This is a genomic window from Stenotrophomonas sp. NY11291 (genome assembly GCF_023277365.1).
Taxonomy (GTDB): Bacteria; Pseudomonadota; Gammaproteobacteria; order Xanthomonadales; family Xanthomonadaceae; genus Stenotrophomonas; species Stenotrophomonas geniculata.
On record NZ_CP096975.1, the window covers coordinates 3,928,120 to 3,941,317 of the forward strand.

The 13,198-nt window shown below is 66.0% G+C and carries 13 protein-coding genes; 5 read left to right on the forward strand and 8 right to left on the reverse strand.

Going from position 1 to position 13,198, the window contains the following annotated elements:
• Window positions 1–121: 121 nt before the first annotated feature.
• Window positions 122–1,126, reverse strand: a complete 1,005-nt coding sequence (gap, locus tag M1L61_RS18345; RefSeq protein WP_010484083.1) for a type I glyceraldehyde-3-phosphate dehydrogenase — start codon at window positions 1,124–1,126, stop codon at window positions 122–124.
• Window positions 1,127–1,319: 193 nt separating this feature from the next.
• Between gap and M1L61_RS18350 the strand changes: the two genes are divergently transcribed.
• The 3 genes from M1L61_RS18350 to M1L61_RS18360 all read left to right on the forward strand — a co-directional run bounded on the left by M1L61_RS18350 (window position 1,320) and on the right by M1L61_RS18360 (window position 3,816).
• On the forward strand, window positions 1,320–1,949 hold the full coding sequence (locus M1L61_RS18350) for an OmpW family outer membrane protein (RefSeq protein ID WP_019338734.1): 630 nt from the start codon (window positions 1,320–1,322) through the stop codon (window positions 1,947–1,949).
• A 236-nt stretch (window positions 1,950–2,185) separates the two neighbouring features.
• Window positions 2,186–3,004 (forward strand): S1/P1 nuclease, encoded by an 819-nt coding sequence (locus M1L61_RS18355; RefSeq protein ID WP_248853886.1) that lies wholly within the window; start codon window positions 2,186–2,188, stop codon window positions 3,002–3,004.
• Between the two features lie 11 nt (window positions 3,005–3,015).
• Window positions 3,016–3,816: an MBL fold metallo-hydrolase gene (locus M1L61_RS18360; protein ID WP_227199722.1), complete on the forward strand. Its 801-nt coding sequence runs from the start codon at window positions 3,016–3,018 to the stop codon at window positions 3,814–3,816.
• Window positions 3,817–3,873: 57 nt separating this feature from the next.
• Here the strand turns inward: M1L61_RS18360 and M1L61_RS18365 are convergent, their stop codons facing one another.
• The 3 genes from M1L61_RS18365 to M1L61_RS18375 are packed head-to-tail and all read right to left on the reverse strand — an operon-like array spanning window position 3,874 to window position 6,045.
• On the reverse strand, window positions 3,874–4,416 hold the full coding sequence (locus M1L61_RS18365; RefSeq protein WP_100447155.1) for a hypothetical protein: 543 nt from the start codon (window positions 4,414–4,416) through the stop codon (window positions 3,874–3,876).
• A gap of 29 nt (window positions 4,417–4,445) precedes the next feature.
• Window positions 4,446–5,687, reverse strand: a complete 1,242-nt coding sequence (locus M1L61_RS18370) for a TonB family protein (protein ID WP_143993922.1) — start codon at window positions 5,685–5,687, stop codon at window positions 4,446–4,448.
• Window positions 5,680–6,045, reverse strand: a complete 366-nt coding sequence (locus M1L61_RS18375) for a BlaI/MecI/CopY family transcriptional regulator (RefSeq protein ID WP_012481135.1) — start codon at window positions 6,043–6,045, stop codon at window positions 5,680–5,682. The genes M1L61_RS18370 and M1L61_RS18375 overlap by 8 nt, the downstream gene beginning before the upstream one ends.
• Before the next feature lie 118 nt (window positions 6,046–6,163).
• On the opposite strand from M1L61_RS18375, the gene M1L61_RS18380 reads away from it, so the two are divergent.
• Together M1L61_RS18380 and M1L61_RS18385 are read left to right on the forward strand one after the other, a co-directional pair.
• Window positions 6,164–6,721: a flavin reductase family protein gene (locus M1L61_RS18380; RefSeq protein ID WP_191863585.1), complete on the forward strand. Its 558-nt coding sequence runs from the start codon at window positions 6,164–6,166 to the stop codon at window positions 6,719–6,721.
• Between the two features lie 34 nt (window positions 6,722–6,755).
• Window positions 6,756–8,708, forward strand: coding sequence for an acetyl-CoA hydrolase/transferase C-terminal domain-containing protein (locus M1L61_RS18385; RefSeq protein WP_248853887.1), 1,953 nt, complete (start codon window positions 6,756–6,758; stop codon window positions 8,706–8,708).
• A gap of 86 nt (window positions 8,709–8,794) precedes the next feature.
• On the opposite strand, the gene M1L61_RS18390 is transcribed toward M1L61_RS18385, so the two are convergent.
• From M1L61_RS18390 to M1L61_RS18405, 4 genes are all read right to left on the reverse strand, one after another.
• Window positions 8,795–9,100 (reverse strand): HigA family addiction module antitoxin, encoded by a 306-nt coding sequence (locus M1L61_RS18390; RefSeq protein ID WP_010484074.1) that lies wholly within the window; start codon window positions 9,098–9,100, stop codon window positions 8,795–8,797.
• An 11-nt stretch (window positions 9,101–9,111) separates the two neighbouring features.
• A complete protein-coding gene (locus M1L61_RS18395; protein ID WP_010484073.1) occupies window positions 9,112–9,390 on the reverse strand; it encodes a type II toxin-antitoxin system RelE/ParE family toxin in 279 nt (92 codons plus the stop codon).
• 271 nt (window positions 9,391–9,661) lie between these two features.
• Complete coding sequence (gene tkt / locus M1L61_RS18400) at window positions 9,662–11,659, reverse strand: transketolase (protein ID WP_010484072.1); 1,998 nt, start codon at window positions 11,657–11,659, stop codon at window positions 9,662–9,664.
• A 215-nt stretch (window positions 11,660–11,874) separates the two neighbouring features.
• Window positions 11,875–13,194 (reverse strand): dicarboxylate/amino acid:cation symporter, encoded by a 1,320-nt coding sequence (locus tag M1L61_RS18405; protein WP_019338741.1) that lies wholly within the window; start codon window positions 13,192–13,194, stop codon window positions 11,875–11,877.
• Between the last annotated feature and the right edge of the window lie 4 nt (window positions 13,195–13,198).

Here is a 13,198-nt window from a genome sequence, read left to right on the forward strand (position 1 = left end):
TGCTTCCATTGCAATCCCGCGCCCCAGCGGCAGCGGTCGACCGGCCCATGCTACGACAGGGCTGGCCCCATAAACGACGAACCCCGGCCAGGCCGGGGTCCGCGTGCGATCTTCGCCGGCCTTACTTGGCGGCGACGACCTTGGCCATTTCCAGGCACTTGTTCGAGTAGCCCCACTCGTTGTCGTACCAGGTGACCAGCTTGACGAAGGTGCCGTCCAGGGCGATGCCGGCCTCGGCGTCGAACACCGAGGTGCAGGTCTCGCCGCGGAAATCGGTGGCCACCACCTTGTCTTCGGTGTAGCCGAGGATGCCCTTCAGCGGGCCTTCGCTCTGTGCCTTCACTTCAGCGCAGATCTCGGCGTAGGTGGCTTCCTTTTCCAGCTCGACGGTCAGGTCGACCACCGACACGTCCGAGGTCGGGACGCGGAAGCTCATGCCGGTCAGCTTCTTGTTCAGTTCCGGAATGACCACGCCGACGGCCTTGGCCGCACCGGTGGACGACGGAATGATGTTTTCCAGGATGCCACGGCCACCGCGCCAGTCCTTGTTGGACGGGCCATCGACGGTCTTCTGGGTGGCAGTAGCCGCATGCACGGTGGTCATCAGGCCACGCTTGATGCCCCACTTGTCATTGATGACCTTGGCCAGCGGGGCCAGGCAGTTGGTGGTGCACGAAGCATTGGAGACGATCGCCTGGCCGGCGTAGGTCTTGTCGTTCACGCCGTAGACGAACATCGGCGTATCGTCCTTCGACGGGGCCGACATGATGACCTTCCTGGCGCCGGCATCGATGTGCTTCTGCGCGGTTTCCTTGGTCAGGAACAGGCCGGTGGACTCGATCACCACGTCCACGTCCACTTCGTTCCACTTCAGGTTGGCCGGGTCGCGTTCCTGGGTCAGGCGGATCTTCTTGCCGTTGACCAGCAGGTCGTTGCCCTGCACCGCCACGTCGGCCTTGAAACGACCGTGCACGGAGTCGTACTTGAGCATGTACGCCAGATAGTCCGGCTCCAGCAGATCGTTGATGGCCACGATTTCGATGTCGTCGCCGAAGTTCAGCACCGCCGAGCGCAGGACGTTACGCCCGATGCGACCGAAACCGTTGATACCAACCTTGATTGCCATGTTCTCAAGCTCCTGCGGCCGCGACGGGTGCGGCGGGATGGATAGGGCCCACAAGTCTAGCAAACCGGGGCTGGCCACCGCGGGCCAGCCCCGACGGGCAGCGGGCCGGCAGACAGGATTTGATCCGGATCAAAGCGTTAGCGCGATGTGAGGCCGAAACTGGTCACATCCACCCAGCAACGAGATCACCCCCATGCGCAAGACCTCCCCCCTGATCGTGGCCAGCCTGGCCGCCGCCCTGTCGCTCGCCGCCGCCCCGGCCATGGCCCAGTCCAAGGGCGACTGGACCCTTTCCGCCGGCGTGCACCAGGTGGCGCCGAAGTCGAACAATGGCTGGCTGGCCAACCACACCCTGAAGGTCGACGTCGACAACGACGTCAAGCCGACCATCACCGGTGAGTACTTCATCGCCGACAACCTGGGCATCGAAGTGCTGGCCGCGCTGCCGTTCAAGCACGACATCAACATCAATGGCCTGGGCCGCGTGGGCAGCACCAAGCAGCTGCCGCCGGTGGTGACCGTGCAGTACCACTTCAACAGCAAGGGCAAGGTGTCGCCGTTCATCGGTGCGGGCGTGAACTACACGACCTTCTTCAGCGAAGACACCACCGGTGCGCTGAAGGACAGCCGCCTGAAGCTGCAGGATTCGTGGGGCCTGGCCGCGCATGCGGGCGTGGACTTCGCGATCGGCGAGAAGGGCGCGCTGCGCGTGGACATGCGCTGGATCGACATCGACAGCAAGGTGAAGTTGAACGGCGAGAAGATCGGCACGGTCAACATCGATCCGCTGGTCTATGGCGCTTCGTACGTCTTCAAGTTCTAAAGCGGTGTGTTGAGCGCGGGGGCTTCGCCCCCGCTCCCCCGCCGCACGCAAAACCCTCGCAGCATGTTGCCCCGGTGATTGCCGGGGCTTTTTTGTGCCTGGGACTGAAGCGGTTCCGGAGCTGGGGCAAGGCGGGGAGCGGAGCCGGGACACGCCGTAAACCCATTCCTCTGCGCTCCCACTTCGGAACAGGAACGCGCCGCTCTTCAATCCACCTACCCCGCTAGAATGTGCGCATGAAAGCCCTGCACTCCCTGTTCCTCGCCGCCGCCCTGGCGCCGGCCCTGCTGTCCGTCTCCGCCCCCGCACAGGCCTGGGGCGCGCAAGGCCACCGCCTTGTCGCCGAAGTCGCCGACGCCCGCCTCAACCCCACCGCCCGCGCCGAAGTGGACCGCCTGCTGGCCACCGAACCGGACGCCACGCTGGCCAGCATCGCGCCGTGGGCCGACCAGCTGCGCGCCAAGGACCCGGGCCTGGGCCGCCGCTCGGCCGGCTGGCACTACGTCAACATCGCCGAAGACAACTGCCACTACGAAGCACCGAAGCACTGCAAAAACGGCAACTGCATCGTCGAGGCCCTGAAGGCACAGAGCGCCATCCTCGGCGATCGCAGCCTGACCGACGGCGAGCGCCTGCAGGCGCTGAAGTTCGTGGTGCATCTGGTCGGCGACATCCACCAGCCGATGCACGCCGGTTACGCCCACGACAAGGGCGGCAACGATTTCCAGCTGCAGTTCGGCAACCGCGGTACCAACCTGCACTCGCTGTGGGACAGCGGCATGCTCAATACCCGCAAGCTGGACGATGCGGGCTATCTGCCGCTGCTGCAGAGCCAGCGCGCGCCGAAGCTGGCGCGCCAGTCCAACCCGCAGCGCGACCCGCAGACGTGGGCCGAGGCCAGCTGCCGCATCTCCACGCAAGCTGGCGTTTATCCGGCCACGCGTAAAATCGGTGACGAATACACCGAACGCTACCGGCCGCTGGCCGAAGCGCAGCTGCGACTGGCCGGTGAGAACCTGGCGCAGTTGCTGAACCGCGTGCTCGGCACGCGCTGAGGAGAGTTCCGATGTCGGTCCAGGTGCAGTCGTTCTTCCACCGTGACAGCAACACCTTCAGCTACTTGGTCAGCGACCCGGCCAGCGGCGAGGCGGCGCTGATCGACCCGGTCCTGGACTACGACCCGGATACCGATGCCAGCAGTGAAGCGCCGTTGCAGGCCGCGTTGCAGGCCATCGAACAACAGGGCCTGCAGCTGCGCTGGCTGCTGGAAACCCATGCCCACGCCGACCATGTGTCGGCCGGGCGCCGGCTCAAGCAACGCTTCCCACAGGCCACGCTGGCCATCGGTGAAGGCATCCGCGCGGTGCAGGCTACGTTCGCACCGCGCTATGGCCTGCAGCTTCCCGCAGCCGATGAGATCTTCGACCACCTGTTCAGCGATGGCGAGACCTTCGCTTTGGGTGACCTGCGCTGCCAGGTGATCGCCGTGCCCGGCCACACCAGCGACAGCATCGCCTATCTGATCGACAATGCGCTGTTCACCGGCGACTCGCTGTTCATGCCCGACGGCGGCACTGCCCGCTGCGACTTCCCGGGCGGCGATGCCGCGCAGTTGTACCGCTCGATCCAGCGCCTGCTGGCCCTGCCAGATGCGACGCGCGTGTTTGTCTGCCACGACTACGGCCCCGGTGGCCGCGGGTTCGCCAACGAAACCACCATCGGCCAACAGCGCGCGCACAACATCCACGTGCACGACGGCGTAGCCGAGGCAGAGTTCGTCAGCGTGCGCCAGGCCCGCGATGCGACGCTGGAAGAACCGAAGCTGATGCAGCCCGCAGTGAAGGCCAACATCCAGGGCGGGGCCTGATCCACTCCGCTGCGCCCGCCGGGCATGGCCCGGCGCTACCCCGGTCATCGCGAGCGATCATTTTCCCTGCGTGCGCACCACGTGCTGGCCCTTCACGATCTCGAAGGTAAAGGCATATTGCAGGGTGACGGCCACCGGTTCGACACGCTCGGCGCCCCGGCAGTCACCGCGATTGGCAGGCACCTTGCCGGCCGCGAAGTGGCAGACCGCTGCGGACGAGTACTTCCACATCGCCACGGCTTCCTGCGCTGCCTGCAGCAGGGGCGCATTCTCGCCCGCAGCACCTGCCGCGCACTCCGGGCGATCGGTCAATGGCAGGCTGCGCTCGACGTCGCCGTTGGCATCAACCACCACCTGCAGGCAGATGGTGGTCGGCGCCAGTTCCGCGCGCGGGTCGCGATCACCGACCTCCGGGTCCGGTGCCGCGTACAGTTGCGGCATCCGGTAGCCCTCGGTCGCACCCAGCGAATACACCTGCAGCTGCCCACTGCCGCCGCCCGTCTGCGGCTGCAGGCGCTGGTGACCGACATTCTCGCTGCGGGTATCGACGGTGGTCAGGCGATCCTGGGTTGCACACCCCACCAGCAGCGCCGCCATCATCAACAGCGGCGCGAACAGCGGCGCGGACTTCACTTCGCGTCCTCGGTGTCATCCATGGCGTAGGTGATCGGAATGCGTACGGCACCGGCCACCGGCTTGCCGTTCTTCACCGCGGGACGATAGGTCCAGCTGCGCGCGGCGGCGACGGAGACGGCGTCGAACACCCCCGGATTGGTCGCACTGAGTACCCGCACATCGGTCGGATGGCCCTGTGCGTCCACTTCGATGCGCAGATTGACCACGCCTACCTGGCGTTGCTCGAAGGCGGACTTCGGATAGGACGGCGGCGGCATCTTGTCCACCTGGATCGGCCGGTCCAACCCCGCCTTGGCCGCATCGTCCTGCGCATGTTCGAACGGCTCGACACCGATCCGGGTGCCACCGGCCGCACCGCTTTGGCTGGCCCATGCCACCGCCCCCATGCCCACACACAACCCGACCACCAGCACCTGCCCGGACACCCACGGCAATGCCTTCCGCTTGGACTGCTTCAACATGGCGATACGCTCCTTCAACACGGGTTGGCTGCGCCAATGGCAGACCGCGGGCGCAACCGGGTGGACCAGCTGCGCCTTCAGCAGCGTGCTGGCATAGAGGCCGCGCAGCGCAGGCTGCGGACCGATGGTGCGGGCATCGCAGGCCAATTCCTGATCGCGCAGGAAGCGGCGTGCCGCCCATGGCAGCAGCGGGTGGAACCAGAACACCGCGCGCGCCAGCAGCAGAGCGCCGTTGGCCCAGTGATCGCCATGGCGGCGATGGCTGCGCTCGTGCTGCAGGATCAGCCCCTGTTCCTGTGCGCTGAACTGCTGGTCGAATGCCGGACCGACCACGATGCGCGGCCGCCACAGGCCAACCAGGGCCGGCAGGCCGGGGTCGCCGCTGGCCTGCCAGCTGCCATCGGCGCGCGGCTTCAGTGGGCCCATCCGCCGTTCGAAACGACGCTGTGCGCGCAGGTCGCGCAGCAGGCACAGGCCCGTGCCCAATGCCCACAGCACCAGCAACAGCCCGGCCCATGGCAACGACGGCCCGTTCAGGGCATCGATGGCACCGGGCATCACTTTCAGCGGCAGCGTGGGCACCTGCTGCAACAACGCAACCTGCGGCAATGGCAGCATCAGTGCCACCAGCAGCATCGGCAGCAGCCACCAACTGCGGTAGGCCAGCCCCGCGCCGCCCATCCGCACCAGCAGCGGTCGCATTACTGCCAGCAGGACCGCGCCCACCGCCAGCCACAGGCTGGCCTGCCACAATCCGTCGAGCAGCTCAGTCATGGTCCAGCTCCTGGATCAGCTTCTTCAGTTCGGCGATGTCCTGCGCGCTCAACTGGCCGCGCTCGCTGAAGTGCGCGACCAGCGGCGCCACGCGCCCCTCGAAAACACGCCCGATGAAGTCCTGGCTCTGCGCCTCCACCCATGCCTGGCGCTGCAGCAGCGGCCGGTACAGGTAGCGCCGTCCATCACGTTCGGCGGCGATCGCGCCCTTGGTCAGCAGGCGGTTGAGCAGGGTCTTGATGGTCGGCTCGGCCCAGTCGCGGTGGGCCAGCGCGGCGACCACTTCGTCGGCGCTACGCGGTGCCTGCTGCCACAGCACCTCCATCACAACGGCTTCGGCTTCGCTGATCGGGGTCATGGTTTACATCCGTAATCGACAGCCCGATTACGCGCGTAATCGAATCATCTGTCAAGCCCCTCGACTCCGGGTTCATCCCGGCTGCGCCAGCATCGATTCCTCCCGCCCCAGGCCCCGGATGAAAGCGCTGTCCAAGAAGGATTTCCCGGTCCAGCAGGCGCGCCGCTTCCTCGAACCCGGCCCGATCGTGCTGGTCAGTACCGCGTGGCAGGGCCAGCGCAACCTGATGACGATGGGCTGGCACATGGTGATGGGCTTTTCGCCGTCGTTGGTCGCCACCTACCTGTGGAATGAAAACCACAGCCATGCACTGGCCGTCAGTAGTGGCGAGTGCGTGATCAACGTACCCGGCGTGGAGCTGCTCGATACCGTGGTCGACATCGGCAACTGCAGCGGCCGCGAGGTAGACAAGTTTGCGCGTTTCGGGCTGGATGCAGTACCTGCGCGCGAGGTTGGCGCGCCGCTGGTCGGGCAATGCCATTCGTGCTTCGAATGCCGTCTTTACGACGACAGCCAGGTGCAATCGAGCAACCTGTTCATCTGGGAAATCGTGCACGCACACGTCGCGCCACGGCCGAAGCTGCCGCGCACGGTGCATTACCGAGGCGATGGGCAGTTCATGGTGTCCGGCGCGGAAGTCTCGCGTCGACGGCGGTTCAAGCCCGACATGCTGTAATGCCAGCACTCCCCCACACGCAGGACCGCCCCGCATGACCGAACACGTCACCGACCTGGACGCCGCCGTCGACTGGTTGTTTGCGCGCGTGGACGGGCCGTTGCGGATCGGAGCACCGCTGGCGCTGGGCAAGCCGCACCGGCTGCTCAATGCCCTCTACGCACGCGTCGAGCACGACCCTTCGCGGCCGCTGCAGCTGTATACCGCACTGTCGCTGAATCCGCCGAAGGCGCGCGGCAACGGCCTGGAAGCGCGCTTCCTGGCACCGTTCGCGCAGCGCCATTTCGGCGACGATTTCCCGCGCCTGGCCTATGCCGATGCGATCGCGCGCGACGCGTTGCCGGCACATGTGCAGGTGGAAGAGTTCTACATGCAGTCCGGCGCCCTGCTCGGTTCGCGGCAGGCGCAGTCCAGCTACACCAGCCTGAACTACACCCACGCCGCCGATGCGGTCGCCCAGCGCGCGCCGCAGGTGATCGTGCAGAAGGTGGCGATGCGGCCGGATGACCGTCGGCTGTCGTTGTCGTGCAACAACGACATCACCCAGGACACCCTGGATGCGATGACCGCGCGCGGCCTGCCGCGCCCATTGATGATCGCCGAGATCGATCCGCAGCTGCCCTATCTGGGCGGCTCGGCGACGGTCGATGTGTCGTTCTTCGATCTGGTGATCACCCCGCCGCCGCCGTACCCGGCGCTGTTCGGGCTGCCGCGGCAGCCGGTCGGCGATGCCGACTACGCCATCGGCCTGTACGCCAGCACGCTGGTGCGCGACGGCGGCACCCTGCAGATCGGTATCGGCACGCTGGCCGATGCACTCAGCCACGCACTGGTGCTGCGCCATACCGACAACGCCCGCTACCGCCGCGTGCTGCACGCGCTGGATCCGCAGCTGGCCAGCCACCCGCTGGTGCAGGAGATCGGCGGGCTGGATCCGTTCGAAGTGGGCCTGTACGGCTGCAGCGAGATGCTCAACGAGGGCTTCCGCCGGCTGGTGCAGACCGGGGTGATCAAGCGCAAGGTGCACGACGACCTGGCGCTGATGCAGCGCATCGAAAATGGCAGCACGCTGTCCATCGACCACGCCACCCTGGCCGCCGAGGGCGAGTACCTGCACGGCGCGTTCTACCTGGGCTCGCCGGAGTTCTACGAGTGGTTGCGCACGCTGCCGGAAGATGAGTGTCGTGCGATCGGCATGCGCCGCATCAGCGAGATCAACCAGCTGTACGGTGGCAACGAAACGCTGGAACGCCTGCAGCGCCGGCACGCGCGCTTCTTCAATTCCTGCATGATGGCCACCGCGCTGGGTGCAGCGGTGTCGGACGCGCTGGACGATGGCCGCGTGGTGTCCGGCGTGGGTGGCCAGTACAACTTCGTGGCGATGGCGCATGCCCTGCCGGAAGCGCGCAGCGTGCTGATGTTCCGCGCCGCGCGCGATGACAAGGGCCGGCGCGAGTCCAACGTGCGCTGGAACTACGGGCACACCACCATCCCGCGCCACCTGCGCGATATCTACCTGAACGAGTACGGCATCGCCGACCTGCGTGGTCTGACCGACGAGGAATGCGTGCATGCGATGACCGCGATCACCGAAGCCCCGTTCCAGGGCGATCTGCTGCAGCAGGCACATGCCGCGTGCAAGCTGCTGGCGACCGCGCAACCGGACCCGGCGCGTCTGCAGCGCAATACGCCGCAGGCATTGGCGGCAGCGCTGGCACCGTTCCGCGCCGATGGCAGTCTGCCGGACTATCCGTTGGGCAGCGACTTCAACGAGATCGAGCAGGTACTGGTGAAAGCGCTGGGTTGGCTGAAGGCCAACACGCAGACCCGCGGCGACAAGCTGCGTACCGTCTGGGCAGCGTTGCGGCAACCGGCCGGCGACGGCGATGCGGTGTACCTGCAGCGCATGGGCCTGCAGGCTCCGACGGATTTCGCAGAGCGCCTGGACGCGCGACTGCTGCGCCTGGCGCTGGCACGCACTGCCTGAGAAAAGGGGACGGAGGGGATCAAGTCGTTCATGCACAGACGACTTGATCCCCTCCGTCCCCTTCTTTATTCATGCATGGCGCGGATCTACTGTCCGATCCTCACTGCATCCTCAAGATACAGGCGGGCAATGGGCGGATGCTCTCGATGCTCGACCTGCCACAGGTCATAGGCCGCCTGCATCGCCAGCCACATACGAGCACTGCCGAGGCCCGCAAGTTCAAGACGGTACGCGAGTTCAGCAGAGATGCCGGCGTGCCCGTTGATGATGGTCGACAGCTGTCCACGGGAATAACCAAGGTGCTGCGCCAGCGCACTGATGGACATGCTGATCGCCGGCAGGATGTCTTCGCGCAGCGATTCTCCTGGATGCGGCGGATCATGCAACGGCATCGAGCAGACTCCTAGTGGTAATCAAGGTAATCGACCAGTTCGACGTCGAGCCCACGAAAGCGGAACACCAATCGCCAACTCGCCGAGACATTCACAGCCCAGTAGCCGCTATAGCTTCCGTGCAGGGGATGCAGGCGATTTCCGGGCAGCCCCATGTCTCCAGGCAGCCGGGCTTGATCCAACTGCAGAAGCAAACGCCGCAACCGAGCCACATGATCGGCACGGACTCCGGAAATGTCGCCCCGCTCATAGAGCGCCTTCAGGCCCTTATGCCTGAAGCTGACGATCATGCAGTACCAGTGTAAGGCCACACCTTACACTCCGCAAATCCAGTATAGGTTTCTGCGCCGCGCTTGTTGACCATTTTTACTATTGAGGTTGTCTCGGCAGACTCTCCTTTTCGCAAGGAACGCAGGCCAGATGAAGAGGCCAACGCGACAGCGGCGCCGTCGGGCGGAACACGCCGTCCCCTTTTCTCGTCCACGCATGGCGTGGATCTACCCAGGAAAACGAGAAAGGCCGGCGTGCGCCGGCCTTTCCTTCATCACGCTGCGATGCTGCTTACAGCGCCTTGGCAGCTTCCACCACGTGGGCGGTGGTGATGCCGAAGTGCTTGTACAGCTGGTCGGCCGGGGCCGAGGCACCGAAGGTGTCGATACCGATCACGGCACCGTCCAGGCCGACGAACTGACGCCAGAAACCGGTGACGCCAGCTTCCACGGCCACGCGCTTGCGCACGGCGTTCGGCAGCACCGATTCACGGTAGGCCGCATCCTGGCGCAGGAACACGTCGGTGGACGGCATCGAGACCACGCGGGTCTTGAGGCCGGCCGCATCCAGCTGGGCCTTGGCTTCGGTGGCCAGCGAAACTTCCGAACCGGTGGCGATCAGGATCACGTCCGGAGTGCCGGCGGCATCGGCCAGCACGTAGCCACCGCGCTCGATCTGGGCGATCTGCTCGGCGTTGCGCGGCTGGTGCGGCAGGTTCTGGCGGCTGAACACCAGACAGCTCGGGCCGTCCTGGCGGGTGATCGCGGCCTTCCAGCTCACTGCCGACTCGACCGCATCGCACGGGCGCCACACGTCGTTGTTCGGGATGTAGCGCAGCGAGGCCAGGTGCTCCACCGGCTGGTGGGTCGGGCCGTCTTCGCCCAGGCCGATCGAATCGTGGGTGTAGACGTGGATGGCGTGGGCCGGAATCAGCGCGCTCATGCGCACGCCATTGCGGGCGTAATCGCTGAACACCAGGAAGGTGGCGTCGAACGGAATGAAGCCACCGTGCAGGGCCAGGCCATTGGCAATGGCGGTCATGCCGAACTCGCGCACGCCGTAGTACACGTAGTTGGCGTTGGCGTCGTCGCTGGCAACGGACTTGCTGCCCTTCCACAGGGTCAGGTTGGAGTGCGCCAGGTCGGCCGAGCCGCCGACGATTTCCGGCAGCAGCGGGGCATAGGCTTCAATGGCCAGCTGCGAGGCCTTGCGCGAGGCGATCGTCGGGCCTTCAGCCGCCACCTGGGCGATGTAGGCATCGGCCTTGGCAACGAAGTCGGCCGGCAGTTCGCCGTGCGAACGGCGGGTCAGTTCGGCGGCCTCGCCCGGGTACTGGCTGGCGTACTTGTCGAACAGCTGTTCCCACTCGGCCTGGCGCAGGGTGCCGGCGCCATTGGCGCGCCAGCCGTCGTAGATCGCCTGCGGGATCTCGAACGGACCGTACTCCCAGCCCAGCTGCTTGCGGGTGGCTTCCAGTTCGTCCTTGCCCAGCGGTGCGCCGTGGCTGGATTCCTTGCCCGCCTTGTTCGGCGAACCAAAACCAATGGTGGTGCGGCAGCAGATCAGGGTCGGCTTGTCGCTCTGCGACAGCGCGGCCTCGATGCCGGCCTTGATGCTTTCCGGGTCGTGGCCATCGACGTCACGGACCACGTTCCAGCCATAGGCTTCGAAACGCTCCGGGGTGTTGTCGGTGAACCAGCCCTCGACGTTGCCGTCGATGGAGATGTGGTTGTTGTCCCAGAAGCAGACCAGCTTGTGCAGGCCCCAGGTACCGGCCAGCGACGCCGCTTCATGCGACACGCCTTCCATCAGGCAGCCATCGCCCATGAACACCCAGGTGCGGTGGTCGACCACTTCCAGCTCCGGGCGGTTGAAGCGCTGTGCCAGCAGCTTCTCGGCCAGGGCGAAGCCCACGGCGTTGGCGAAACCCTGGCCCAGCGGGCCGGTGGTGGTTTCCACGCCCGGGGTCTCATGGCGTTCCGGGTGGCCGGCGGTGTGGCTCCCCAGCTGGCGGAACAGCTTCAGCTGCTCGATCGGCAGGTCGTAACCGCTCAGGTGCAGCAGCGCGTACTGCAGCATCGAACCGTGGCCGTTGGACAGCACGAAACGGTCGCGGTTGAACCAGTGCGGATTGCTCGGGTTATGGCGGAGGTAGTCGTTCCAGAGGACTTCGGCGATGTCGGCCATGCCCATGGGCATGCCGGGGTGGCCGGACTTTGCGGTTTCAACCGCATCGGCGGCAAGGAAGCGGATGGCGTTGGCCAACTGGCGACGGGTAGGCTGCGTCATGGTTCTGTCGGAATCGGGAGGCGGCCGCGGACGTGCGGGCGGCCTATTGTCCCATAGTCGCCGGGCGGGGGGTCAGTTCCACTTGCCCTGTAGAGCTGGCCGCTGGCCGGCAGCGTCGTGATCTCTGCCGGATTCCGCATGTGAAACGGGGTCGGAGCCCTTTCCTTGCGGAAAGGGATCCGACCCCGATCAGGTCACCGGCAGTGGCTCCGGACTCAGTCCTGCTGCGGGCCCAGCACCGGGCCATCGTGGGACTCGCCCTTGGCCACCAGGGTGGTCAGGGCCAGGTCGCCGGTCACGTTCAGGGCGGTACGGCACATGTCCAGGAAGTGGTTCACGCCCAGGATCAGGCCGATGCCCAGCGGGTTCACGCCCACCATCGCGCAGATCATCGCCACCACCGGCAGCGAGCCCGACGGCACGCCAGCCGTGCCGATGCCACCGAGGATGCAGACCGCCATCACCATGATCTGCTGGCCGATGCTCAGGTCCACGCCAAAGAACTGGGCCAGGAAGATCACCGTCACGCCCTCGAACAGCGCAGTGCCGTTCTGGTTGGCGGTGGCGCCCACGGTCAGCACGAAGCGCGACACGCGCTGCGGCAGGCCCATCTGGTCGGCCACGCGCAGCGCGGTCGGCAGGGTGGCGTTGCTGGAGGCGGTGGAGAACGCCATCACCGTCGCTTCCTGGGTATCGCGGAAGAACGACAGCGGCGAGCGGCCGGACAGCCACACGGCGGTGCCGTAGGTCACGATCATGTGCAGGCCCAGCGCCAGCACCACCACGCCCACGTAGGCGCCCAGGCGGATGATCAGCTCGAAGCCGAACAGCGCGGCCAGGTTGAACATGAAGCAGGCCACCGCATACGGGGCCAGGCGGATGACCAGGTTGATCAGGGTCATCGAGATTTCGAACACGCCTTCGATGGCGCGGCGCAGCGGTGCGACCTTCTCGTTGTCGGTCAGCACCATGCCGATGCCGAACATCAGCGCGAAGAACATCAGCGACAGGATCGCACCGTTATCCGATGCAGCCTGCAGCACGTTGCTCGGCACGATCGACAGCAGCATGTCCATGCCCTTCGGCGTGCCATGGATGCCAGCAACGATTTCCTTGCTGCGCTCGGCGTTCTCCGACAGCATCATCGCGGCGACCTGCGGGTCGACGCCGGCACCCGGCTTGAGCAGGTTGACCAGCACCAGGCCGATGCCCACGGCGATGCCGGACAGCAGCACGGTGTAGGCGAGGGTCTTCCAGCCGATGCGGCCGAGGGCGCGGATGTCGCCCATCTCCGACACGCCCATGATCAGCGCCGAGAAGATCAGCGGCACGATCAGCATGAAGATCAGGTTGAGGAACAGGCCCGACGCCGGGGTGGTGATGTAGTCCATTACCCACTTGGCACCGGCCTGCAGACCATCGACGCTGCCACCCAGGGCGTGCACGATCAGTCCCAGGATCAGGCCGATCGCAAAGCCGATGCCCATCTTCCAATGCAGGGGCAACTTCTTCTTGTCGGCAGCAGCTGCTGTCATGCGC